A 21,785-nucleotide genomic window follows, 5' to 3' on the forward strand; every position below is an offset into this window, starting at 1 on the left:
CGTCTCAGTCCACTCCGGCCAGCTGCTTAGCCTGGCCGAAGACGTCGTCCAACATCCCTGGTGTCAACCGCCCGGTGAAGGTGTTCTGCTGACTGACGTGGTAGCAGCCCAGCAAGTCCGGAGCGTTCGTGCCGGACCAGTGTGCCCCATGACCGAACGACGGTCGCGGGCTGGGCGGGCGCTGCCCGTACACCGCTCGGAGCACCGGCCACCACGCGGCCCACGCGAACGCGCCGAGCGCGACCACGACCCGCAGCGTGGGGCGGATCAGCGTGACCTCGCGGTGCAGCCAGGGTGCGCAGGTGTCCCGTTCCAGTGGGGTCGGCTTGTTGTCCGGAGGCGCACACCTGACGGCCGAGAAGATCCGCAGGTCCCGCACGGTGAGCCCGTCGTCGGCGGCGACGCTCGTCGGCTGGTTGGCCAGTCCGGCCCGGTGCAGCGCGGCGAACAGCACGTCACCCGAGCGGTCGCCGGTGAAGATCCGGCCGGTGCGGTTGCCACCGTGCGCGGCGGGCGCCAGCCCGAGGATGGCGATCCGCGCGTCACCCGTGCCGAAGCCCGGCACCGGCCGACCCCAGTACTCCTGATCCCGGAAGGCAGCCCGCCGGGTGCGGGCGACCTCCTCCCGCCACTGGACAAGCCGCGGGCAGGCGAAACAGTCCCCCACCGCCGCGTCGAGGTCGGCCAGGTCGGCCGCCCGCGCTGCGTGGGCGACCACCTGTTCGGGGGTACGCGACTCAGCCAAGCTTGGCCCTGAAGAGTTCGAGGGTACGGGCGAAGGCACTGGAGGCGGCCCGCTGGTCGAACGCCTCCGGCCGGTCGTCGTTGAAGAAGGCGTGCGAGGTGCCCGGGTAGTCGTAGAGGAGGCAGTCGCCGCCCGCTTCCTCGATGGCGCGGCGAGCGGTCTGCACGCCCTCGTCGGCCGAGGTGCCGTCCTCTTCGGAGCAGTGGATGACCGCTGCCTTGCCGGCGTAGTCGGCCCAGTCGGGACGCATCGACTCCCAGGGCAGGACGGGATAGAAACCGACGGTGGCGACGATCCGCTCGGAGATGGTCGCCGACCAGAGGGCCAGGCTGCCACCTGCGCAGAAGCCCACGGCGCCGACCTTACCGGTGACCTCGGGCCGCCCGGCGAGATAGTCGGCCGCGCCGGCGATGTCCTTCGCCGCCTCGTCCATCCGCATCGCCAGGAGGAGCCGCTGCGCCTCGTCCGGCTCACTCGTCGTCTCACCGTGGTAGAAATCCGGCGCGAGGGCGACGAAACCAGCCTCGGCGAAGCGGTCCGCCACGGACCGGATGTGCGGGACCAGGCCCCACCACTCCTGGATGACGATGACGGCGGGACTGGCCGTGCCGCTGGCGGGTATCGCGAGATACCCCTCGCTCGTGCTCCCGTTGCTGCGGTAGCTCACCATTTCGCCCATGGGCCGTCCTCCTAGCGGTCAGTCATCGTTGGCTGGTCGCCCAGTGGTCCTACGTGCCGGTAGCCTGCCACGCCACGCGGCCCCTCGGGAAGACGCCGGAACAGTGGCATTCACCTCCTGTTCGCCCCCCGGTGACTCCGGGTACGCCGACGGCGGCGGGGTCTCCTCCCGCCGCCGTCGATGCCGATCTGCCGCGCCGGTCAGACCTTCTTGGTCAGGCAGAGCACATAGCCCGTCTTGCCCGGCTCGATGCTGGAGTAGATGTACCCCTCCTCGCCCTCCTTGAAGTACTGGGTGCAGGTGGTGTCGGCCTTCGCCTGCGCCTCACTCTGGCCGTCCACCCGACCGACCACGGTGTACGCCGCCTCGGTGGAGGTGCACTCCACGACCTTGGCGCCGTCGACCTCCTCCTGCTCGGTGCCGGTGACCTCGGGCAACTTGGCGATGCAGTCGCCGGTCTTGGCGTCCGCGGTCTCGTCCTTGTTGAAGAAGTTGCCGATCGCCGAGGCGACGCCGAACTTCAGACCCGCGATGACGACGATGGCGAGGATCGCACCGACGATGCCGAGGACCTTCGTCGCGCCGGACTTCTCCGCCTTCGGCTCGGCCGGCTGCGGCGTCTCGGCGGCTTGCGTGTCTGCCGGCTGCGGCGTCTCGGCGGCTTGCGGCGTCTCGGCGGTCGGCTTCTGCTCGCCCGACGGCTGCTGCGGTACGGCAGGCTGCGGCGCGGCCGCTTGCGGCGTCTCGACGGCCGGCTCAGGGGTTGCGGCGTCGGGCGCGGGGGGCGGTGCGACCTGCTCTGGCACGGGGGTTCCTTCCGAGGGGTTGATGAGCAGACGACACCGTAACGATCATTGATTTCCGGTGCCGTCCCGCTCGCCTCGTCCGTTCAGTCATTTCCCAGCATCAGCCGCATGATCCAGTTCACACCGTCGTTTCAGCTCGTCGGGGTGGGAGTTGGCGTGTCACTCGGCGTCGGTGTGCCGGTCGGCTCCGGTGTCGGTGTGGCAGTCGGCTCCGGTGTGTTGATCGCGGCCGGCGCCGACGGTGGGGGCCCGCCCGGACCTCGGGGCCCGAAGGGCGCCCGGACCACGCAGTACGGGTACGGCCGCAGCAGCGGGTTGGCGTACTCGTCCACGCGGCCCTCGCAGTCCGGGTAGCCGAGCCGGATCGGATTGCCGTTCTGGTCGAAGAGCCGGGCGTTCTCCACCAGCCGGCCCTCGCTGTCGTAGACGAAGACGTCCTGAACGTGGTCGTACGGGCCGTTGATCGACGTCTGGTCGATGCCGTAGTCGCCGTACCGCATCCGATCCTCCGCCTGGATCAGCGCGGCGAACGCGAAGACCACGAGCACCACGCTTGCGACCTGCACCGCCGAGCGCGGCCAGCGGGTCAGCTGGGCCGAGCTACGACCGATCCAGATGGAACCGAGCACGAAGCCGATCAGCATGATCAGGCCGGCGAGCAGCTCCCCGCCGAACCTCGGCAGGAGCCCGAACTCGCCACCGGTGGTGATCACGGTGACCAGCATCGCGGCAAGGTAACCGCGCAGCACCCACCAGGCCGGGCGCAGAAGCCGGAGGAAGTCGCTGGCCGTCGCGTACCCCAGGGGTGGCCCGAGCCGGGTGTCGAGCGTGCGCAGCCGGCCACGGGCCCGAGCCACCGCGCTCGCCACCCGCTGGTCGAGGTTGCGCCCACCGCCCGGCGCGGCACCGGCTGCGGCGCGCAGCTCGGCGGCGTACGTCTCGGGCTCGCCCAGCCGCTCGACAAGGGTGCCCTCGGACTCGGCGGCGACCTCGGTGAGGTGGTCGGCCAGATCCTCGATCAACTCGTCGCGCTGCCCGGGCGGCAGGTCGGCCAGAGCGGCCCGGACCCGCGCCACGTAGTCGGTGATCTCCTGCTCCGCGACGGTCATGCCGCCATCCCCCGATCGTCGAGCAGACTGTCCATGGTGGTGGCGAACGAGCGCCAGAGTTTTCCGGAGCGGGCCAACTGGTCACGCCCCGCGGCATTGAGTGAGTAGTACTTGCGGTGCGGCCCGGACTCGCTCGGCACGACGTAGGTGGTGAGCAGGCCGGCAGCGTAGAGGCGGCGCAGCGTCCCGTAGACCGAGGCGTCACCGACCTCCTCCAGGCCGGCCTCTCGAAGCCGGCGCAGGATGTCGTAGCCGTAACCGTCCTCGTCACGGAGCACGGCCAGGACGGCCAGATCGAGCACGCCCTTCAACAACTGTGTGGTGTCCACGCTTTGCACACTAGTGCGCAATGCGGAGTACCGTCAACGATCCACCCAGCCACGCCCCATAATGCGGGGGCTGAGGGCACGGAACGGGCGCAGGCGCACATGATCGCGCCCGAACCAGGATGTAGTGGCCTCGGCGTCCGAAGGATGCCACTACTCCCATGATCGAGCACGATCTTGGCGGGCCGAGAGATCAACGGGCGAGACAGACAGCAACATCGGGGATGATGCTGTCTGCCGCGCTCCGCAGGCAGCAGCATCCGGGAAGTTGCTCGGATCTTGGCCTGGGCACAGGCACCGGACACGGGCACGGCGCGCGGAGCACCTGGCACAGGCCGGGGCGCGGGCACGGGGCACAGGCCAGGGCGCGGGGCACGGGGCGCGGGCCGGGGCGCGGGCACGGGGCACAGGCCGGGGCGCGGGGCGCGGGCACGGAGCGCGGGCACGGGGAGCGCCGCGATGTCGTTCTACGCGCGGTCTTCAGGAAGTCGCGGCGTCCGAGGCACCCAGAGCCCACGGTTTCAATGAAGGCGAGTTGATCAAGCTCGTTTAGGGCGCGGTGGCTGGCTGGAGGCTCCAGGCGATGCCGTCGAGGATGTCGTGCTCCGAGGCGACCACCGACGGCATCCCGGCCCGCTCCATGATCACGCGAAGCACCAGCGCGCCCGCGCCGATCACGTCGGCGCGGCCCGGGTGCATCACCGGGTTCGCCAACCGCTGCTCGCGGGTCTGCCCCAGCAGCTCGCCGGTCACCTGGGCGACCTCCTCGTACGACACCCGGGCGTGGTGGATGCGCTCCGGCTCGTACTCGCGCAGGCCCTTGGCGAGAGCGACGACTGTGGTGACCGACCCGGCGAGGCCGACCAGGGTGGCGGCCTCGCGGCCGGGCACCGCGGCGAGCGCCCGGTCCACGACGGCGGCGATGTCTGCCTCGGCCGCCGCGACCTGTTCGGGCGTCGGGGGGTCGCCGGGCAGGTGGCGTTCGGTCATCCGGACGCAGCCGATGTCCACCGAGATCGCCGCGCGCACCCCGTGGGCCCGGTCACCGACCACGAACTCGGTCGAACCACCACCGATGTCGACGACCAGGAACGGCTCCTCCGCGTCGGCGGGCAGCCCGCGCACCGCACCGGTGAACGACAGCCGGGCCTCCTCGTCGCCGCTGACCACCTCGGGCGCGACGCCGAGGGTGGCCTGCACCATGTCGGTGAAGTCGTCGGCGTTCGCGGCGTCCCGGGAGGCCGAGGTGGCGCACATCCGCACCCGCTGCGCACCGAGCTTCTCGATGTCGGCGGCGTACGACGCCAACGCCACCCGGGTGCGCTCGATCGCCTCGGGCGCCAGCCGGCCGGTGCGGTCCACACCCTGCCCCAGCCGGACGATCTCCATCCGCCGGGTCAGGTCGACGAGCGGCGCATGCGGCCCGGCCGAGGCGTCCGGCAGGTCGGCGACCAGCAGTCGGATCGAGTTGGTCCCGCAGTCGATGGCCGCCACACGCGTCGTCACGGCAGCAACCTTACGGCAGGGCGGGCGGCCGCCCGGCGGCTCGAGGGCAGCAGCCGCCAGCGGGGTGGGCCAGGTTCCGCACGGCCTGCTCAGAGCCGCAGCAGCATCCGGGTGTTGCCCAACGTGTTGGGTTTGACCCGTTCCAGGTCCAGGAACTCCGCGACACCCTCGTCGTACGAGCGCAGCAGCTGCTCGTAGACCGGCTGCGGCACCGGCGCGCCATCGATCTCTTCGAAACCGAACGAGCCGAAGAACCGGGTCTCGAAGGTCAGGACGAAGATCCGTGCCACGCCCAACTCCCGGGCCGCGTCGATCAGCTCGCCCACCAGCCGGTGACCGATCCGCTGGCCCCGGCAGGTCGGGTCCACCGCGACGGTGCGGATCTCGGCCAGGTCCTCCCACATGACGTGCAGCGCACCGCAGCCGACCACTGCGTCGTCCTCGGCCCGGACCGCTACCCGGAACTCCTGCACGTCCTCGTACAGGGTGACGGTGGCCTTGCTCAGCAGCCGCCGGTCGTCGGTGTAGGTGTCGACAAGCCGGCGGATGCCCCGCACGTCCCCGGTGCGGGCCCGCCGTACCGTGATCTGGTCCTCGGTCTGGGCTCTCATTCGGCTGACGGCACGGCGACGCACGGCCCGGTCGCCCACCAGGGCTCGACCAGCTCCAACGTCTCGTCACCGAACGGGTTGACCCCCGGCCCGGCGCCCAGCGCGTGCCCCAGGTGCACGTGCAGGCACTTGACCCGGCCCGGCATACCGCCGGCCGAGATGCCGGCGATCTCCGGAACCTCGCCGATCGCCTCCCGACGGGTGAGGTAGTCCTCGTGCGCGGCACGGTAGTGGGCCGCCAACTCGGGATCGGTGGCCAGCCGGTCGGCCATCTCCTTCATCAGCCCCGCCGACTCCAACCGGCTGCACGCCGCGGTGGCCCGGGGGCAGGTCAGGTAGTAGAGGGTCGGAAACGGCGTGCCGTCGGCGAGGCGGGGGGTTGTCTCGACCACGTCCGGCAGGCCGCACGGGCACCGGTGGGCCACCGCCCGGGTGCCCCGGGGCGTCCGGCCGAGCTGCGCGGCCACCGCCGCCAGGTCGGCCTCGGTGGCCGGCTCGCGCTGCGGCAGGGGTACGGAATCCGCCGCCGGCTCCGACGGTGGTACGACAGTCACGGTGCCCATCTCTCCTGGTGCGCTGGTCGGTGGCTCACTTGCCCGGCTGCTGGTTGTCCGCGGCCTGCACGCTCGACCAGAGCGTGTCGTACCAGGTCACCGGCCCGGGTGGGGCGGCCGGACCGGCCGACTTCCCAGCGTCCCGGGCGGCGCCCTCCGGGTCGTGCAGCACCACCATCATCTTCTCGCCCGGCCGGCCCATGAAGAACCGTTCCCGAGCCTGCGTCTCGATGAACGCCTTGTCCTGCCACTTCGCGGCCCGCTCGGCGAGCTTCGCGATCTCCCGCTCCTGCGCCGCCTGGGCGGCCTCCATCCGCTCGATGTTGGCCTGCTGGTCCAGGTAGACCCGGACCGGGTAGGTGTAGGCAAGCGCGAGCGCGATCAGGACGGCGAAGAGCACTGTGGCCCGGCCGGTGAAACGACGGGGGCGGGGTGCGGCGAGCCGCTTCACGCCACCACCGGCGGCGGTACGCCGAGCGGCGGCCGGACGGTTCGCGGAGCGTACGCCTTCGGCGCCCCGGGCAGCACCCGGCGCGCGACCGGCAGCGCGAGGCTCGGCGCGTACCCCGGTCTCCCGGACCGATCCCCGCGTGGCACGTGCGCCGCCCGGCCGACCGGACTGACCCGGCCGGCGGGCGGGACGCTGACCACCCGGTGTGCGGCGCTGCTGCATCGTCACACCCCTCCCCCGAGGCTTCGTGCGTCTCAGGCCGAACGGTAGCGCGGGAACGCGCCAGCGCCGGCGTAGCGCGCCGCGTCGGCCAGCTCCTCCTCGATCCGGAGCAGCTGGTTGTACTTGGCGACGCGGTCCGAGCGGGCCGGCGCGCCGGTCTTGATCTGGCCGCAGCCGGTGGCAACGGCCAGGTCGGCGATGGTGGTGTCCTCGGTCTCGCCGGAGCGGTGGCTCATCATGCACTTGAAGCCGGCTCGGTGAGCCAGGTCCACCGCGTCCAGGGTCTCGGTCAGCGAGCCGATCTGGTTGACCTTGACGAGAACCGCGTTCGCCGCCTTCTCCGCGATGCCGCGGGCGATGCGCTGCGGGTTGGTCACGAACAGGTCGTCACCGACGATCTGCACCCGGTCGCCGATCGAGGCGGTGAGCGTCTGCCAGCCACTCCAGTCGTCCTCCGCGAGCGGGTCCTCGATCGACACGATCGGGTACTCGTCGGCGAGCTTGGTGTAGTAGGTGCTCATCTCCTCGGCGGTCTTCGCGGCACCCTCGAACGTGTAGGTGCCGTTCTCGAAGAACTCGGTGGCCGCCACGTCGAGCGCGAACACGATGTCGGTGCCGAGCCGGTAACCGGCCTTCTCGACCGCCTCGGCGATCAGGTCCAGCGCCGCCGCGTTGGTCGGCAGGTTGGGCGCGAAGCCACCCTCGTCGCCGAGCCCGGTGGACAGGCCCTTCTTCTTCAGCACCGACTTCAGCGCGTGGTAGACCTCCGCGCCGGAGCGCAGCGCCTCCCGGAAGGTGGGCGCGCCGATCGGCGCGATCATGAACTCCTGGATGTCGACGTTCGAGTCGGCGTGCGCGCCACCGTTGAGGATGTTCATCATCGGCACGGGCAGGAGGTGCGCGTTCGGGCCGCCCAGGTAGCGGAAGAGGCTCAGCTCGGCGCTGCCGGCAGCGGCCTTCGCCACCGCCAGGGAGACCCCGAGGATGGCGTTCGCGCCCAGCTCCGACTTGCTGTCGGTGCCGTCGATGTCGAGCATCTTCTGGTCGATCAGCCGCTGCTCGCTGGCCTCGTACCCGATGATCTGGTCGACGATCTTGTCTTCGACGTTGGAGACCGCCTTCTCCACGCCCTTGCCCTGGTAGCGGTCGGCGTCACCGTCGCGCAGCTCGATCGCCTCGAAGGCGCCGGTGGAGGCGCCGGAGGGCACGGCGGCGCGGGCCACCGTGCCGTCGTCCAGGCCGACCTCGACCTCGACCGTGGGGTTGCCCCGCGAGTCGAGAATCTCCCGGGCGACGATTCCCTCGATGGTTGCCACTAAGTCGCTCCTCGTTGTTGTGATCCGGTCCGTAGGTGGGCCGCGACGGTGCGGCTGAGGCAGGTGTTGAACGCAGCGTATCGGGCGGCCGGAACGAGCACGGCGTCGCCCGCGCACCCGAGTCACCCCGCACTGACGGACATTCCCGGATTTCCGGGCGTCAACCGGCAACGGGTTTGCGCTGCGCGGACCAGATCCACCAGGCTGGTCGCCATGCCCGCCGCCTCGACCACCCTCCGCATGCTCGCCGTGTCGGTCATCGCGTCGCTCACGGTCACCGGCTGTCAGACATTCGAGGACGCCGGAGTCGCCATGGGCCGCTCGGAACTCGTCAACGACCTCGCCGCCCGACTCGATCGGGCACTGGAGTTGACCTACTCGGCCGACTACCAACTGCCCGGCGGCCAGACGGCCGCGATCGTGCAGGCACAGGACCCGGCCCGATCCACGTACACCTACCCGGGTGGGCAACTCACCGTCACCCCGGACGCCATCACCAGGTGCACGACGACCGGCGCCCGCCCGCAGTGCACGCTCGTCGCCCCGCCCACCCCGGGCAGCAAGCCCACGGTGACGCTGTTCGGCGAGGCCAACCGGCAGGGCCTCGTCACGCCGCCGGTGGTGGTCGGGCTGCTCACCGCCGCCGCGCTCGACCCACAGGCGGTCATCAAGCAGAAGGACACCACTGTCGCCGGGCACCACGCCGCCTGCGTCGCGGTGGAGAGCTCCTCCGGCGACTTCACCGCCTGCGTGACCACCGAGGGTGTGCTCGGCAGCTTCACCGGGCCGGTCGACGGCAAGCCGATGGAGCTGGCCCTGAGCGACTACTCCGCGACTGTCGACGACGACGCGTTCGACCCGCCCGCCGGTGCCGGCGTCGTCGACCGCCGCCCCGGCGGCTCGTGACCAACCCCACGTCGACCGACCTCACGCCGGCCGCGCAGCCGGATGGGTTCCTGCCGGGGGCCGACCGGAGTCGACCTCCCGCCCCCGACGACCTGGCCCTGCCGGTGACCGGCGCGAAGCTGCTGACCGGGGTCGACGGGCAATCCCTGCGGGTCGCCGACCTGCCCGCCGGCACCGACTGGGTGCCGCTGGGCACGCTCGACGGAGTGCCGGCGTGGGGTGCCGACCTGACCACCGTCGACGGCCTGCCCGGCCGGGCGCGCGGCTGGGCGTCACTCGCCGCCGAGGTGCCCGAGCCGCACGCCACGCTCGCCGGTCGGGCGTTGGCGGTGCTGACCTGGCGGCGGACCCACAGGTGGTGCGGCGCCTGCCGAGCCGAGCTGACCGACCGGCCCGGCGAGACCGCACGCCGCTGCCCCGACTGCGGCCTGTACGTGCCGATGCAGCTCTCCGCCGCCGTACTGGTGGCGATCACCCGGCCCGGCCCGCCGGGGCGCGCTGACGAGCTGCTGCTGGTCCGGCACGCCACCGGGCCGACGGACCTGTGGGCGCTGGTGGCCGGCTTCGTCGAGGCCGGCGAGACGCTCGAGGCGGCGGTGCGCCGGGAGGTCGGCGAGGAGGTCGGGCTGGCCGTCGACCGGCTCGCCTACTTCGGCAGTCAACCGTGGGCGATCTCCGGTCCGGGAGTGCTGCTCGCCGGCTTCACCGCCCGCGCCGTCGACCCGGGAGCCGAGCCGGTGGTCGACGGGCGGGAGCTGACCGGGGCTCAGTGGTTCGGCCTGGATGCGCTGCCGGCGCAACTGCCGCCCGCGTACTCCATCTCGCGCTGGTTGATCGACGCGACGGTGACCGGCGCGCGGCGCTGAGCCGGCGCGGCCCGGCCTCAGAGACCGAGCAGGGTGCGCAGGTGGCGCGGGGGCGGGCAGTCGTGGGCGAGCATCGCGTCGTGCCAGTCACGGACGGAGACCCCGTCCGGGCGGGCGGCGGCGATCTCGGCCATCTCGCTGTACCCGACGAAGTAGGTGGAGAGCTGGGTGGAGGTGAGTTGCGCGCGCCGCCACTTGCCGGCCGCCTCGCCCTCCTCCTGGAAGCCGCGCCCGGTCATCAGCGCCATCGCCTCGGCCTCGGGCAGGTCCTCGGCGTGCACCAGCTGGTCCAGCAGAGCGTTGATGGTCATCCGGAGCTGCATCTTGAGCTGCTGCAACCGCACCGGCAGACCGCCGAAGCCGAGCCCCGTCATCACCTCCTCCGCGTAGACCGCCCAGCCCTCGATGAACGGGCCGGACTCGGCGAGCGCGCGGACCCGCGTGCCACCGACGTAGCGGCGGGCGTGGGCGAGTTGCAGGAAGTGCCCGGGCATCGCCTCGTGCACCGTCAGGTTGCGGATCATGTGGTCGTTGTACTCGCGGTAGAACGACTCGACCCGCTGCGCCGGCCACTCGGACGGGGTGGGCGCGATGCAGTAGAAGGTCGGCACGACGGCGGTCTCCAGCGGGCCGGGCGCGTCGCAGTATGCCACCGCGACACCCCTGGCGAACTCCGGCATCTCCTGGATCACGCACCTGTCGTCGACGAGGGTGACCAGGTCGTGTGCGCGGACGAAGTCGGTCGCCTCGTCCAGGGTCACCCCGGCCAGCTCGACGACTGTCGCGTCGTTCGGGTGCTCGGCGGCGAGCAGGTCCAGCGCCCGGCGTACGGTCGCGTCGTCGGCCGGGCCGCCCACCAGTTCCACGGCGGCCTCGCGGATCTCCGCGGTGACCCGGTCCAGGTTGGCCCACGCGCGCCGCTGGATCTCGGCGGCGCCCAGCTCGGTGTCGAGGGTGTGCCAGAGCCGGGCCTCCCACCGGCGCCGCCCCAGTCGCGGGTCACGGCCGGGGCCGGCGTCGGCGGCTAGGCCGGCGCGCAGCCAGGCGACGAACTCGTCGAGCGCGGCGATGGCGGCGGTGGCCGCCGGCTCGACCCGGTCCAGGTGGCCCGGCGCCTGGGCGAGCAGCGCCGGCACCTCGTCCCGGATCAGGGCGGCGGCGCCGGTGAACTGCCCGACCGCCGTCTCGGCGTGGATCCGCGGCATGTCCCGCAGCGTCGCGCGGGCGGTGGCCAGGGCGTCCGGTACGGCGGCGAGCCTGCCGGCGAGGCTTGTCAGCCGGACGTCCGCCGGGGCGAACGGGCGGGCGAGGAGGGCGTGCAGCAGCGGGCCGGGGTTGTGCCGCAACGGGTTCCACTCGTGCGACCGGATCTCGGTCAGCTCGAACAGCTCCCGATCGACGAGGGAGCTGAGCAGCGCGTGGTCGACCTGATCGTCGACGTCGAGCGAGTCCGGGTCGAGTTCGGACAGGGCGTTGCCCGCGTCGGTGAGCATCGCCCGGTCTGCGGTCAACCCGTCGGCGGACAGGTCCGGCAGTCGGCCGTCGAAGCGGTGGTCACCCGCCGCGGTGGCAACCCCCGGTCGCGACTCCAGGAGAGCCTCGACGACCCGCTCAGCCAGCACCCCAAACGCTTCCACCGGCTCACCCTACCGACCACGGCTCACCCACCCCGGCACCAACGGGTTGATCAAGAGGTTTGCGTCAGATCCGAGCCGAATGGTGACGCAAACCTCTTGATCACCGCGGGCTGGCAGGTGGGAGTTCGGCGGCGCGGATGGCCTCGGCGTGGGCCAGGGTGGCGCGGCGGAGGGCTGCTTCCGGGTCGAGGCCCGCCTCGCGGGCCGCCGCCACCGTGGCCAGGAGGTCGGCGCCCAGCCTTGCGTCGGCGTCGGCGTGGGTGTCGGCCGGTGCGGGCGGGACCTCCACGCCTCGGCGGGCGGCGCGGTCCAGGATCTGCGCGGCCAGAGCCAGCGCGGGTTGGCTCAGGGCCACACCGTCGAGCACCGAGTGCCGCGCCTTCTCCGCGCGCTTGATCCGCTCCCAGTTCTCGGTGATCTCCTCCAGGGTGCCCACCTCGGCACCGGCGAAGACGTGCGGATTACGCCGGATCATCTTGTCGACCAGGCCACCGGCCACGTCGTCGATGGTCCACCGTTCACCCTCGGGCAACTCCTCCGCCAGCCGCGCGTGCAGGACCACCTGCAACAACACGTCGCCCAACTCCTCGCGCAGCGCGTCGGTGTCATCGGCGCCTATCGCGTCGTACGCCTCGTAGCTCTCCTCCAGCAGGTAACCGGCGAGGCTGCGGTGCGTCTGCGCCCGCTTCCACGGGTCACCACCCGGAGAGGCCAGTCGATCCAGCACGGCCACCGCGTCGAGCAGCCGGGCACCCGGCGGATCCCACGAGCCGTACATCAACTCCATCTCGGCCAACCCCGGCTGTCGAGCCAGCCGCAGACCCAACTCCCGGGCCAACGCCTCGTCGCCCGCCGGGCCGGCCAACCACACCACGGTGCCGTGCGCCGCCACCGCGTCCAGCAGCGGCTGCGTCGCCGGGCCCTGCACCACCGTGACCTCGGCGCCCGCCTGGCGCACGGCCGTGACCAACTCGCTGTCCGCACCGGTCAGCACCGGGTGCTGGCGTACGACGTCCCAGGCCGCCGAGGTCAACAGGCCGGCTGGCAACCGGGGTGAGGTGACCAGGAGGACGATCCGTGCGGTCATGCTCAGCTGGCCGTGCCCTGATCCGGTGCGGGAGCCTCGGCGCTCGGAGCGTCGCTCGACGGGAGCGGCTCCGGGGTGGAGATGTCGGTGACCGGGCCGGCCTCGTTGATGTACGGCAGCGAGTAGAAGACGAGCGACTGGCCGGTGCTCACCACCGACGGCACACCCACCGCCCGGTAGCGCGGGTTGATCGTCACGTCGATCCGGCTCGCCTCGTCCTCGAGCGCGGTGCTGAGGGCGGTGGCGCTGCGGACGAAGCCACCGTCGCCGAACGCCCGACGGACGTCCGCCACCGACATGCCACCGTTGATCGCCCCGGTCTTCGTCAGCGCGTCGTAAACGGCCATCAGCGAGTCGTCGCTCAGCTCGGCCGGCGGGAGCTGCTGGTTGAGCACCTGGAGCAGGTCGATCCACTCACCCCAGAGCTTCGCGAACTCGGTGGAGGCCGGCAGCCGCAGATTCTGCTCGAGCTGCTGCGGGCTGACCTCGTCGGGCACCTGGAGGTTCTTCGCCGCGGCGACCCGCTTGCCCAGATCCAGGCTGACCAGCAGGTTGACCACGTCCTGACGGGTCACCGCGGCGCGCAACTGCTCGGGCGACGGCGTCGCCCTCGCCTGGCTGGCCTCCCGCCGGACCGCGTCGCCGTACTTCGCCTGCGCATCGTCGTAGATCGCGTCCACCCGGTCCACCGAATAGGTGGTGTCACCCACGTACGCGGCGACGTTCGGTGCGGACTTGCCGCAGGCAGCAAGGGAGAGGACACCCAGGGCCGCGACGCTGGCGGCGGCGATCACACGGCGAGCACGCATACCCGTCACTCTCTCATGCCCTCTCCCTGGCTGTGACGGCCCCCACCGCACCGAGCGCCCGCCTCAACCCGCCGCGACGGCGAGTGGGGCGGGAGCACCGAGCACATCGGAGAGCAGTTGCGCGCACCACTGGAGCAACGCCTGGTCACGCAGCGGCTCCCCACCGATCCGACGGGTGCTCGGCCGGGGCACGCTGACCTGGTCGGTGGCCTGCTTGTAGACGGCGTCCGGGTGGTAGCGCTTGAGCCGCAACTGCTTGGAATCCGGAAGCGGCAGCGGGCCGAACCGTACGTGCTTGCCCTGCATGGACACGTCGGTCAGGCCGTAGCGGCGGGCCAGCAGGCGGAACCGGGCCACCTCCACCAGGTTCTGCACCGGAGCCGGCGGCTCGCCGTACCTGTCGGTCATCTCGGCGATCACCTCGCCCAGCCGCTCCTCGTCGCGCGCCTCGGCGAGCTTGCGGTACATCTCCAGGCGCAACCGCTCCACACTCACGTAGTCGTGCGGCAGGTGCGCGTCGACCGGCAGGTCGATCTTGACGTCGGTCTCCTCCTCCGGCCGCTCACCCTTGAACGCGGAGACCGCCTCGCCGACCATCCGCACGTACAGGTCGAAGCCGACGCCCTCGATGTGCCCGGACTGCTCGCCACCGAGCAGGTTGCCGGCGCCCCGGATCTCCAGGTCCTTCATCGCCACGTACATGCCGGCGCCCAACTCGGTGTGCTGGGCGATGGTCGCCAACCGCTCGTGGGCGTGCTCGGTCAGCGGCTTCTCCGGCGGGTAGAGGAAGTACGCGTACGCCCGCTCCCGACCCCGGCCGACCCGGCCCCGGATCTGGTGCAGCTGGGCCAGGCCGAGCAGGTCGGCCCGCTCCACGATCAGGGTGTTGGCGTTCGGGATGTCGATGCCCGACTCCACGATCGTGGTGCAGACCAGGACGTCGAACTCCTTCTCCCAGAAGCCGACCATCACCTTCTCCAGGGCTTCCTCGCTCATCTGGCCGTGCGCCACCGCGACCCGCGCCTCGGGCACCAGCTCGCGCAGCCGGCGCGCCGCCCGGTCGATCGACTCGACCCGGTTGTGCAGGTAGAAGACCTGCCCGTCCCGGAGCAGCTCGCGGTGGATGGACGCGGCCACCTGCCGGTCGTCCTGCGCGCCGACGAAGGTGAGCACCGGGTGCCGCTCCTCCGGCGGGGTGGCGATCGTGGACATCTCCCGGATGCCTGTGATCGCCATCTCCAGGGTGCGCGGGATCGGGGTGGCCGACATGCTCAGCACGTCGACAGACGCGCGCAGCGTCTTCAGGTGCTCCTTGTGCTCGACACCGAAACGCTGCTCCTCGTCGACGATCACCAGGCCCAACTGCTTGAAGCGGGTCGCCGTCTGCAACAGCCGGTGCGTACCGATGACGATGTCGACGGTGCCGTCGGCGACCATCTCCAGCGTCCGCTCGGTCTCCTTCGCCGTCTGGAACCGGGACAGCTGCCGGATCTGCACCGGGAACTGGCTCATCCGCTCGGCGAACGTGTTGTAGTGCTGCTGCACCAGCAGGGTGGTCGGCACCAGCACCGCCACCTGCTTGCCGTCCTGCACGGCCTTGAACGCCGCCCGGACCGCGATCTCGGTCTTGCCGTAGCCGACGTCGCCGCAGATCAGCCTGTCCATCGGGACGGTCTGCTCCATGTCCCGCTTGACCTCGTCGATCGCGGCGAGCTGGTCCGGAGTCTCCTGCCAGGGGAAGGCGTCCTCCAACTCGCGTTGCCACGGGGTGTCCGGGCCGAACGAGTGCCCCTTGGACGCCTTGCGGGCGGCGTACAGCTGGATGAGCTGCGCGGCGATCTCGCGGACCGCCTTGCGGGCCCGAGCCTTGGACTTCTGCCAGTCCGAGCCACCCATCTTGTGCAGCGTCGGCTGCTCGCCGCCCACGTAACGGGAGAGCTGGTCGAGCTGGTCGGTCGGCACGAAGAGGCGGTCGCCGGGCTGGCCCCGCTTGCTGGCCGCGTACTCGATGACCAGGTACTCCCGGCTGGCGCCGTTGACGGTGCGCTGCACCAGCTCGACGTAGCGGCCGATGCCGTGCTGCTCGTGCACCACGTGGTCGCCGGTCTTCAACTCCAGCGGGTCGATGGTGTTGCGCCGCCGGCTCGGCATCTTGCGCATGTCCCGCGTCGAGGTGCCCCGACCACCTGTCACGTCGTTGCCGGTGAGCAGCACGAAACGGGACGCCTCGTCGACGAACCCGCTGCTCAGCGCGCCACAGGTGACCACCAGCTCGCCGGGGACGGGCGCGGTCGGCACCTCCTCGGTCAACCGCGCGCCCAGGCCGGCGTCGCGCAGCACCTCCACCGCCCGCTGGGCGGGGCCGTGCCCCTCGAAGACCAGCGCGATCGACCAGCCGTCGCCGGACCAGCGCTTGAGGTCCTCGACGACCCGCGAGGTCTCGCCGTGGTAGAGCGGTGCCGGCTGGGCGGACAGGGTCACCGCGATGGCGTCGTCCGGGGTGACGGCGGCCTCCTCCGGCGCGTCTTCCCAGGGCTGCCGCGTCTCGGCGGTCTCCCCCTCCACCAATCCGAACGGGGACAGCGTCCACCACGGCTGGCCGAGCTTGCCCGCAGCCGCGCGCACCTCGCCGAGGGTGCGGAAGGCGGCGGCGCCGACGTCCACCGGGGCCTGGCCGCCGACCGCCGCGGCGGCCCAGCTGGCCTGCAAGAACTCCTCCGAGGTACGCACCAGATCGTGCGCCCGCGTGCGGATCCGCTCCGGGTCGCAGAGCAGCACGTGCGTGCCGGCAGGCATGGCGTCCAGCAGCAACTCGAGCGAGTCGGGGCCGACAAGCACCGGAGCCAGCGACTCCATCCCCTCCACCGGGATGCCCTCGGCCAGCTTGTCGAGGATCTCGGCCAGCTCGGGGTGTTGCTCGGCGAGCGCGGCGGCCCGCTCCCGAACCGACGGGGTGAGCAGCAGCTCCCGGCAGGGCGGTGCCCAGAGCAGCGGAACCTGCTCGATGGTCCGCTGGTCGGCGACGGCGAAGGTACGGATCTCCTCCACCTCGTCGCCCCAGAACTCGACCCGGGACGGATGCTCGTCGGTCGGCGGGAAGACATCCAGGATGCCGCCGCGCACCGCGAACTCGCCGCGCTTGGTGACCAGATCGACCCGGGCGTACGCCATGTCGATCAGACGACGGGCGACCTCCTCCAGGTCCGCCTCCTCGCCGGCGGCGAGCTGCACCGGCTCCAGGTCACCGAGCCCCTTGAGCTGGGGCTGGAGCAGCGAACGCACCGGGGCCACGACCACCCGCAGCGGCCCGGTGCGGCCGTGGGCGTCGGCGGACTCGGGGTGCGCGAGGCGGCGCAGCACGGCGAGCCGCCGGCCCACCGTGTCCGAGCGGGGCGACAGCCGCTCGTGCGGCAGCGTCTCCCAGGAGGGGAAGACCACCACCTGCTCGGCCGGGAGCAAACCGCCCAACGCGGCGACCAGATCGTCGGCCTCCCGGGTGGTGGCGGTCACCGCAAGCACCGGCCGGCCGGCCCCGTCGTTGTCAGCGGCGACCGCCGCGACGGCGAACGGGCGCAGTGCCGCCGGAGCGGTGATGTCGAGGCCGTCGACCTGGGCGGCACCGGAGCGCGCCAGGTCACGCGCCCGGGCCAGCCCGGGGTCGGCCAGGGCGGCGGTGAACAGACCGGTCAGCAAGGGAGTCCTTCCAGGGGGAGTCGACGCACACGACGGCGGCCCCTCGTCCAGCCGGACGGGGGGTGCACGACAACAAGCCTAGCCCCGTCGACCGACAGCCACCCTCTTCCGCCGAGGTCCGACGCCGCTACGGCGCGTCGCCCCCGCACCTCGCGCGCGCCCCGACCCAGGTCCGCGCCCCCGCCGCCGCAGGCCACCCCTCGTCCCGAGACCCGCGCAATTGCACTGAAGTTGTCCCCTCCGGGGCGCGTAAGGCAGCACTTTCCCTGATGTTGTGCAGATCTTGTCGGTGGGAGCGCCGTCGACCACGCCGGGACGCTCGGACACGCGACGGGCGGGACGAGTCGTCACATTGCCACCTCGGGCGCGGGCAACATCGAGCACGATCGTGGCCCAGCGGAAGCCCATGCCCCGCAGCCCGAGGTGCCTGCGGTCCACAAAAACGCACCATAGGCTGACAACGTGGACAAGGAATCGCACCGCACGGCTCGCGACTGGGCGCCGCGCAGCATCGGGCTGCTCCTCGGCACGCTCGCGCTGGCCACCGCGTTCATCGCGGCCTACGTCGGAGCACTCCATCAGCCCACACCCCGCGACCTGCCGATCGGCGTCGTCGCCAGCGACCAACGCGCGCGGGCGACGCTCGACGCGGTCCGCGACCAGACCACCATCCTCGAACCCATCGAGTACGACGACACGAGCGCCGCCGAGCACGGGCTGCTCAGCCGCGCGGTCTACGCCGTGCTCGGCAGCGGACCCGACGACGGTCTGCTCCTCACCGTGGCGAGCGCCTCGGGCCCCTCCGCCACCAGTGCGATCAAGGAGGTGCTCGGCACCGCCGCCACCCGCACCGGCACCCCGTTGCGGATCGTCGACAAGGTGCCGGTCCCCTCGACCGACCCGCGCGGTGTGGTGCCGTTCTACCTGAACGTCGGGTACGTGCTCGGTGGGTACCTCGCCTCGACCGTGCTCGGGATCTCCGCCGGCACCACCCCCCGTACGGTCCGGAGGGCCGGGCTGCGCATCGCCGCTCTGGCGGTCTACAGCGTGCTGCTCGGCATCGCGGGTGCGGTCGTGGTCGGACCCGTCCTGGACATCTGGCACCACGACGTACCGACGATCGCCGCCATCGGCGCGTTGGCCGTCTTCGCCGCCGCGATGTTCGCAAGCGCCATCCAGGGCTGGCTCGGCGTCGCGGGCACCGCGCTCGTCATCCTGCTGCTGGTGGTGCTCGGCAACCCGGGCTCCGGGGGCATCTACGCGCCCGAGTTCCTGCCCGGGGTGCTGCGCGGCATGCACCGGTGGAACATCCCCGGGCTCGCCAACGACCTGACCAAGGCGGCGGTGTACTTCGACTGGCGATCCGCCGGTTGGCCCGCGACCGCCCTCGCGCTCTGGGCGGCGGCCGGCATCGTCGGGTTGATCACCGCCAGCATCGTCCGTGGTCGCCGGACCCCCGCCACCCGCGTCCCCGCCCAGGACGGTGGTTGAGATCACGTCGAAAACGGCACCTCGGAGCCGCTCGATCGGCCGGGGGCCCTCCGCACATCCGGTGCGCGCGGATACCATCCAGTAAGTCGGACAGCGCTGTCCTTCGTCACCACGTAAGGGAGCGCATCGTGACCGATCAGCACGACCACGACGGCCCGGACGCCGCGCTGCGCGCCGACATCCGCCGGCTCGGCACCCTGCTCGGGCAGACCCTGGCGCGCCAGGAGGGTCGCCCGCTGCTCGACCTCGTCGAGGAGATCCGCGCCCAGGTCCGCTCCGACGCCCCGGCGGCTGCCCAGCGCCTCGGCGGGCTCGATGTGACCACCGGCACCAAGCTGGCCCGCGCCTTCTCCACCTACTTCCACCTGGCCAACATCACTGAGCAGGTGCACCGTGCACGGGACCTGCGTCGCCGCCGCGCGGTGCAGGGCGGCTGGCTGGACCAGGCCGCCAAGATGATCGCCGAGCGTGAAGTGCCGGCCGAGGAGATCGCGAACGCGGCTCGGCGGCTGGCGGTACGACCGGTCTTCACCGCGCACCCGACCGAGGCGGCCCGCCGCTCGATCCTGTCCAAGTTGCGGGCGATCGCCGACGAGCTGGACACCGAGACCGCAAACGCGATCCTCTACGGCGCCAGCGACGAGGGCCCGGCCAACCGCCGGCTGGCCGAGTTGCTGGACCTGATGTGGCAGACCGACGAGCTGCGGCTCGACCGCCCGGACCCGACCGACGAGGCCCGCAACGCCATCTACTACCTGCGCGACCTGTACGCCGAGGCCGCCCCGCAGGTGCTCGACGACCTGGCCGACACGCTGCGTACGCTCGGCGTGGAGACCTCGCCGACGGCCCGGCCGTTGAGCTTCGGCACCTGGATCGGCGGTGACCGCGACGGCAACCCGTTCGTCACCCCGGCGGTCACCCGCGAGGTGCTGACCATCCAGCACGAGCACGGCATCGCGGCCACCGAGAAGGCGATGGACCACCTGATCGACGAGGTCTCCGTCTCCCGCCGACTGCGCGGGGTCTCCCTGGACCTCTCCGCCAGCCTCGCCGCCGACCTGGACGCGCTGCCCGAGGTGGCGCAGCGCTTCCGCCGGGTCAACGCGGAGGAGCCGTACCGGCTCAAGGCGCGCTGCGTGAAGGCCAAGCTCGCCAACACCCGGCTGAGGCTGCGCCAGGGCACCGCGCACGTACCCGGCCGGGACTACCGGGGCTCCGCCGAGCTGATCGCCGACCTGGACCTGCTGCGCGCCTCGCTGGCCCGCAACTCCGGGCAGCTCACCGCTGTCGGCCGACTGGCCTCCACCATCCGTACGGTCTCGGCGTTCGGCCTGCACCTGGCCACCATGGATGTCCGGGAGCACGCCGAGGCGCACCACGCCGTGCTCGCGCAGCTCTACGAGGCGGTCGGCGAGGTCTCCGACTACCCGGCGCTGACCCGGCTGGAGCGCACCAAGCTGCTCGCCGACGAGCTGACCGGCCGCCGGCCATTGTCCACGGTGGACACCGCCTTATCCGAGCCGGCCCGCAAGACGTTCGACGTGTTCGGCACCATCCGGGAGGCACAGGACCGCTTCGGCGCCGAGGTGATCGAGTCGTACATCATCTCGATGACCCTGGGTGTCGACGACGTGCTGGCCGCCGTGGTGCTGGCGCGCGAGGCCGGCCTTGTGGACGTGCACAGCGGGCGGGCCCGGATCGGGTTCGTGCCGCTCCTGGAGACTCCGGCCGAGCTGAACGCCGGCGGCGAACTACTCGACGAGCTGTTGTCGTTGCCCGCGTACCGGGCGCTGGTGAGCGCCCGGGGCGACGTGCAGGAGGTCATGCTCGGCTACTCCGACTCGAACAAGGAGGCCGGGATCACCACCAGCCAGTGGTCGATCCACCGCGCGCAGCGCGCGCTACGCGACGTGGCCGCCCGGCACGGCGTACACCTGCGGCTGTTCCACGGCCGGGGCGGCACGGTCGGGCGTGGCGGTGGGCCGACGCACGAGGCGATCCTGGCGCAGCCGTACGGCACCATGGACGGCGCGATCAAGGTGACCGAGCAGGGCGAGGTGATCTCCGACAAGTACACCCTGCCCTCGCTGGCCCGGGAGAACCTGGAGCTCACCCTCGCCGCGGTGCTCCAGGCGACCCTGCTGCACACCGCGCCCCGGCAGCCGGCCGAGATGTTGGAGCGCTGGGACGCGACGATGGACGTGGTCTCCGAGTCGGCGTTCCGGTCCTACCGGTCGCTCGTCGAGGACCCGGACCTGCCTGCGTACTTCTGGGCGTCCACCCCGACCGAACTGCTCGGCGCGCTGAACATCGGCTCCCGGCCGGCGAAGCGCCCGAACACCGGGGCCGGGCTGTCCGGTCTGCGGGCCATCCCGTGGGTGTTCGGCTGGACGCAGACCCGGCAGATCGTGCCGGGCTGGTTCGGCGTCGGCTCCGGCCTGGCCGCCGCGCGGGAGGCCGGGCTGGCGGATGTGCTGGCCGAGATGCACCGCAACTGGCACTTCTTCCGCACGTTCCTGTCGAACGTGGAGATGATGCTGACCAAGACCGACCTGAGCATCGCCCGCCGGTACGTCGAGACGCTGGTGCCGAAGAAGCTGCACCCGATCTTCGAGCAGATCGAGCAGGAGTACGAGCTGACCAAGCGGGAGGTGTTGGCAATCACCGCCGCACCGGCGCTGCTGGAGAACTCGCCGGTGCTCCAGCGCACCCTTGCCGTCCGCGACACCTACCTGGAGCCGCTGCACCACCTCCAGGTGGCGCTGCTGCGGCAGTACCGGGAGTCGGGCGCGGCCGGGCGGGCGATCGCCACCGCCCCGGGCGGCCGACGCGCGCCGAGCGACGGCACCGCCCTGGAGCGTGCACTCCTCACCACGGTGAACGGCATCGCCGCCGGAATGCGCAACACCGGCTGATCAACGAGGCCGGGGCCGGGCCCCGGCCTCGGCCCCGGCCCGGCCCCGGCCTCGTC

The 21,785-nt window shown here is 71.9% G+C and carries 18 protein-coding genes; 4 read left to right on the forward strand and 14 right to left on the reverse strand.

The features are described 5' to 3' along the window. Window positions 1-4: 4 nt before the first annotated feature. From ACWER9_RS09255 to eno, 10 genes are all read right to left on the reverse strand, one after another. Window positions 5-718 carry a uracil-DNA glycosylase gene (locus ACWER9_RS09255; protein ID WP_452301323.1) on the reverse strand — a complete coding sequence of 238 codons (714 nt, stop codon included), beginning with the start codon at window positions 716-718 and terminating at the stop codon, window positions 5-7. A gap of 19 nt (window positions 719-737) precedes the next feature. Beyond that, a complete protein-coding gene (locus tag ACWER9_RS09260; protein ID WP_452301324.1) occupies window positions 738-1,424 on the reverse strand; it encodes a dienelactone hydrolase family protein in 687 nt (228 codons plus the stop codon). A gap of 200 nt (window positions 1,425-1,624) precedes the next feature. Beyond that, complete coding sequence (locus ACWER9_RS09265) at window positions 1,625-2,230, reverse strand: LppU/SCO3897 family protein (protein WP_452301325.1); 606 nt, start codon at window positions 2,228-2,230, stop codon at window positions 1,625-1,627. 131 nt (window positions 2,231-2,361) lie between these two features. Further along, window positions 2,362-3,339 (reverse strand): HAAS signaling domain-containing protein, encoded by a 978-nt coding sequence (locus ACWER9_RS09270; RefSeq protein WP_452301326.1) that lies wholly within the window; start codon window positions 3,337-3,339, stop codon window positions 2,362-2,364. Continuing rightward, a complete protein-coding gene (locus ACWER9_RS09275) occupies window positions 3,336-3,668 on the reverse strand; it encodes a PadR family transcriptional regulator (RefSeq protein ID WP_452301327.1) in 333 nt (110 codons plus the stop codon). Before ACWER9_RS09275 ends, ACWER9_RS09270 begins: the two co-directional genes overlap by 4 nt. Before the next feature lie 546 nt (window positions 3,669-4,214). After that, on the reverse strand, window positions 4,215-5,159 hold the full coding sequence (locus tag ACWER9_RS09280; protein WP_452301359.1) for a Ppx/GppA phosphatase family protein: 945 nt from the start codon (window positions 5,157-5,159) through the stop codon (window positions 4,215-4,217). Between the two features lie 101 nt (window positions 5,160-5,260). Then, window positions 5,261-5,782: an amino-acid N-acetyltransferase gene (locus ACWER9_RS09285; protein WP_452301328.1), complete on the reverse strand. Its 522-nt coding sequence runs from the start codon at window positions 5,780-5,782 to the stop codon at window positions 5,261-5,263. After that, window positions 5,779-6,336, reverse strand: coding sequence for a DUF501 domain-containing protein (locus tag ACWER9_RS09290; RefSeq protein WP_452301329.1), 558 nt, complete (start codon window positions 6,334-6,336; stop codon window positions 5,779-5,781). Before ACWER9_RS09290 ends, ACWER9_RS09285 begins: the two co-directional genes overlap by 4 nt. Window positions 6,337-6,370: 34 nt before the next feature. Beyond that, the gene (locus tag ACWER9_RS09295; protein WP_452301360.1) at window positions 6,371-7,009 is read right to left on the reverse strand and encodes an FtsB family cell division protein; all 639 of its coding nucleotides are present in this window, start codon (window positions 7,007-7,009) and stop codon (window positions 6,371-6,373) included. 32 nt (window positions 7,010-7,041) lie between these two features. Continuing rightward, window positions 7,042-8,325, reverse strand: coding sequence for a phosphopyruvate hydratase (eno, locus tag ACWER9_RS09300; protein WP_452301330.1), 1,284 nt, complete (start codon window positions 8,323-8,325; stop codon window positions 7,042-7,044). 213 nt (window positions 8,326-8,538) lie between these two features. On the opposite strand from eno, the gene ACWER9_RS09305 reads away from it, so the two are divergent. Together ACWER9_RS09305 and ACWER9_RS09310 are read left to right on the forward strand one after the other, a co-directional pair. Beyond that, entirely contained in the window at window positions 8,539-9,231 is a 693-nt protein-coding gene (locus ACWER9_RS09305; protein ID WP_452301331.1) for a hypothetical protein, read from the forward strand. Then, window positions 9,228-10,097, forward strand: coding sequence for an NAD(+) diphosphatase (locus ACWER9_RS09310; RefSeq protein WP_452301332.1), 870 nt, complete (start codon window positions 9,228-9,230; stop codon window positions 10,095-10,097). Before ACWER9_RS09305 ends, ACWER9_RS09310 begins: the two co-directional genes overlap by 4 nt. Window positions 10,098-10,114: 17 nt before the next feature. Here ACWER9_RS09310 and ACWER9_RS09315 read toward each other — a convergent pair whose 3' ends face one another. The 4 genes from ACWER9_RS09315 to mfd all read right to left on the reverse strand — a co-directional run bounded on the left by ACWER9_RS09315 (window position 10,115) and on the right by mfd (window position 17,323). After that, window positions 10,115-11,734 carry a DUF885 domain-containing protein gene (locus ACWER9_RS09315; protein WP_452301333.1) on the reverse strand — a complete coding sequence of 540 codons (1,620 nt, stop codon included), beginning with the start codon at window positions 11,732-11,734 and terminating at the stop codon, window positions 10,115-10,117. Between the two features lie 100 nt (window positions 11,735-11,834). Further along, the gene (locus ACWER9_RS09320; protein ID WP_452301334.1) at window positions 11,835-12,821 is read right to left on the reverse strand and encodes a nucleoside triphosphate pyrophosphohydrolase; all 987 of its coding nucleotides are present in this window, start codon (window positions 12,819-12,821) and stop codon (window positions 11,835-11,837) included. Between the two features lie 2 nt (window positions 12,822-12,823). Further along, window positions 12,824-13,630, reverse strand: a complete 807-nt coding sequence (locus ACWER9_RS09325; RefSeq protein WP_452301335.1) for a hypothetical protein — start codon at window positions 13,628-13,630, stop codon at window positions 12,824-12,826. A 63-nt stretch (window positions 13,631-13,693) separates the two neighbouring features. After that, on the reverse strand, window positions 13,694-17,323 hold the full coding sequence (gene mfd / locus ACWER9_RS09330; protein WP_452301336.1) for a transcription-repair coupling factor: 3,630 nt from the start codon (window positions 17,321-17,323) through the stop codon (window positions 13,694-13,696). A 462-nt stretch (window positions 17,324-17,785) separates the two neighbouring features. Between mfd and ACWER9_RS09335 the strand changes: the two genes are divergently transcribed. Together ACWER9_RS09335 and ppc are read left to right on the forward strand one after the other, a co-directional pair. Then, window positions 17,786-18,814 carry a hypothetical protein gene (locus ACWER9_RS09335; RefSeq protein WP_452301337.1) on the forward strand — a complete coding sequence of 343 codons (1,029 nt, stop codon included), beginning with the start codon at window positions 17,786-17,788 and terminating at the stop codon, window positions 18,812-18,814. Window positions 18,815-18,942: 128 nt separating this feature from the next. Then, window positions 18,943-21,729, forward strand: a complete 2,787-nt coding sequence (gene ppc / locus ACWER9_RS09340; RefSeq protein WP_452301338.1) for a phosphoenolpyruvate carboxylase — start codon at window positions 18,943-18,945, stop codon at window positions 21,727-21,729. Window positions 21,730-21,785: the final 56 nt, after the last annotated feature.

The sequence above is a fragment of the Micromonospora sp. NPDC003944 genome (genome assembly GCF_053605225.1).

Bases quoted from the DNA above. Each gene is read 5' to 3' on its own strand.
- ACWER9_RS09260 (WP_452301324.1), bottom strand. From the start codon at position 1,424: ATGGGCGAAATGGTGAGCTACCGCAGCAACGGGAGCACGAGCGAGGGG.
- ACWER9_RS09270 (WP_452301326.1), bottom strand. From the start codon at position 3,339: ATGACCGTCGCGGAGCAGGAGATCACCGACTACGTGGCGCGGGTCCGG.
- ACWER9_RS09285 (WP_452301328.1), bottom strand. From the start codon at position 5,782: ATGAGAGCCCAGACCGAGGACCAGATCACGGTACGGCGGGCCCGCACC.
- ACWER9_RS09295 (WP_452301360.1), bottom strand. From the start codon at position 7,009: ATGCAGCAGCGCCGCACACCGGGTGGTCAGCGTCCCGCCCGCCGGCCG.
- ACWER9_RS09305 (WP_452301331.1), top strand. From the start codon at position 8,539: ATGCCCGCCGCCTCGACCACCCTCCGCATGCTCGCCGTGTCGGTCATC.
- ACWER9_RS09320 (WP_452301334.1), bottom strand. From the start codon at position 12,821: ATGACCGCACGGATCGTCCTCCTGGTCACCTCACCCCGGTTGCCAGCC.
- ACWER9_RS09325 (WP_452301335.1), bottom strand. From the start codon at position 13,630: ATGCGTGCTCGCCGTGTGATCGCCGCCGCCAGCGTCGCGGCCCTGGGT.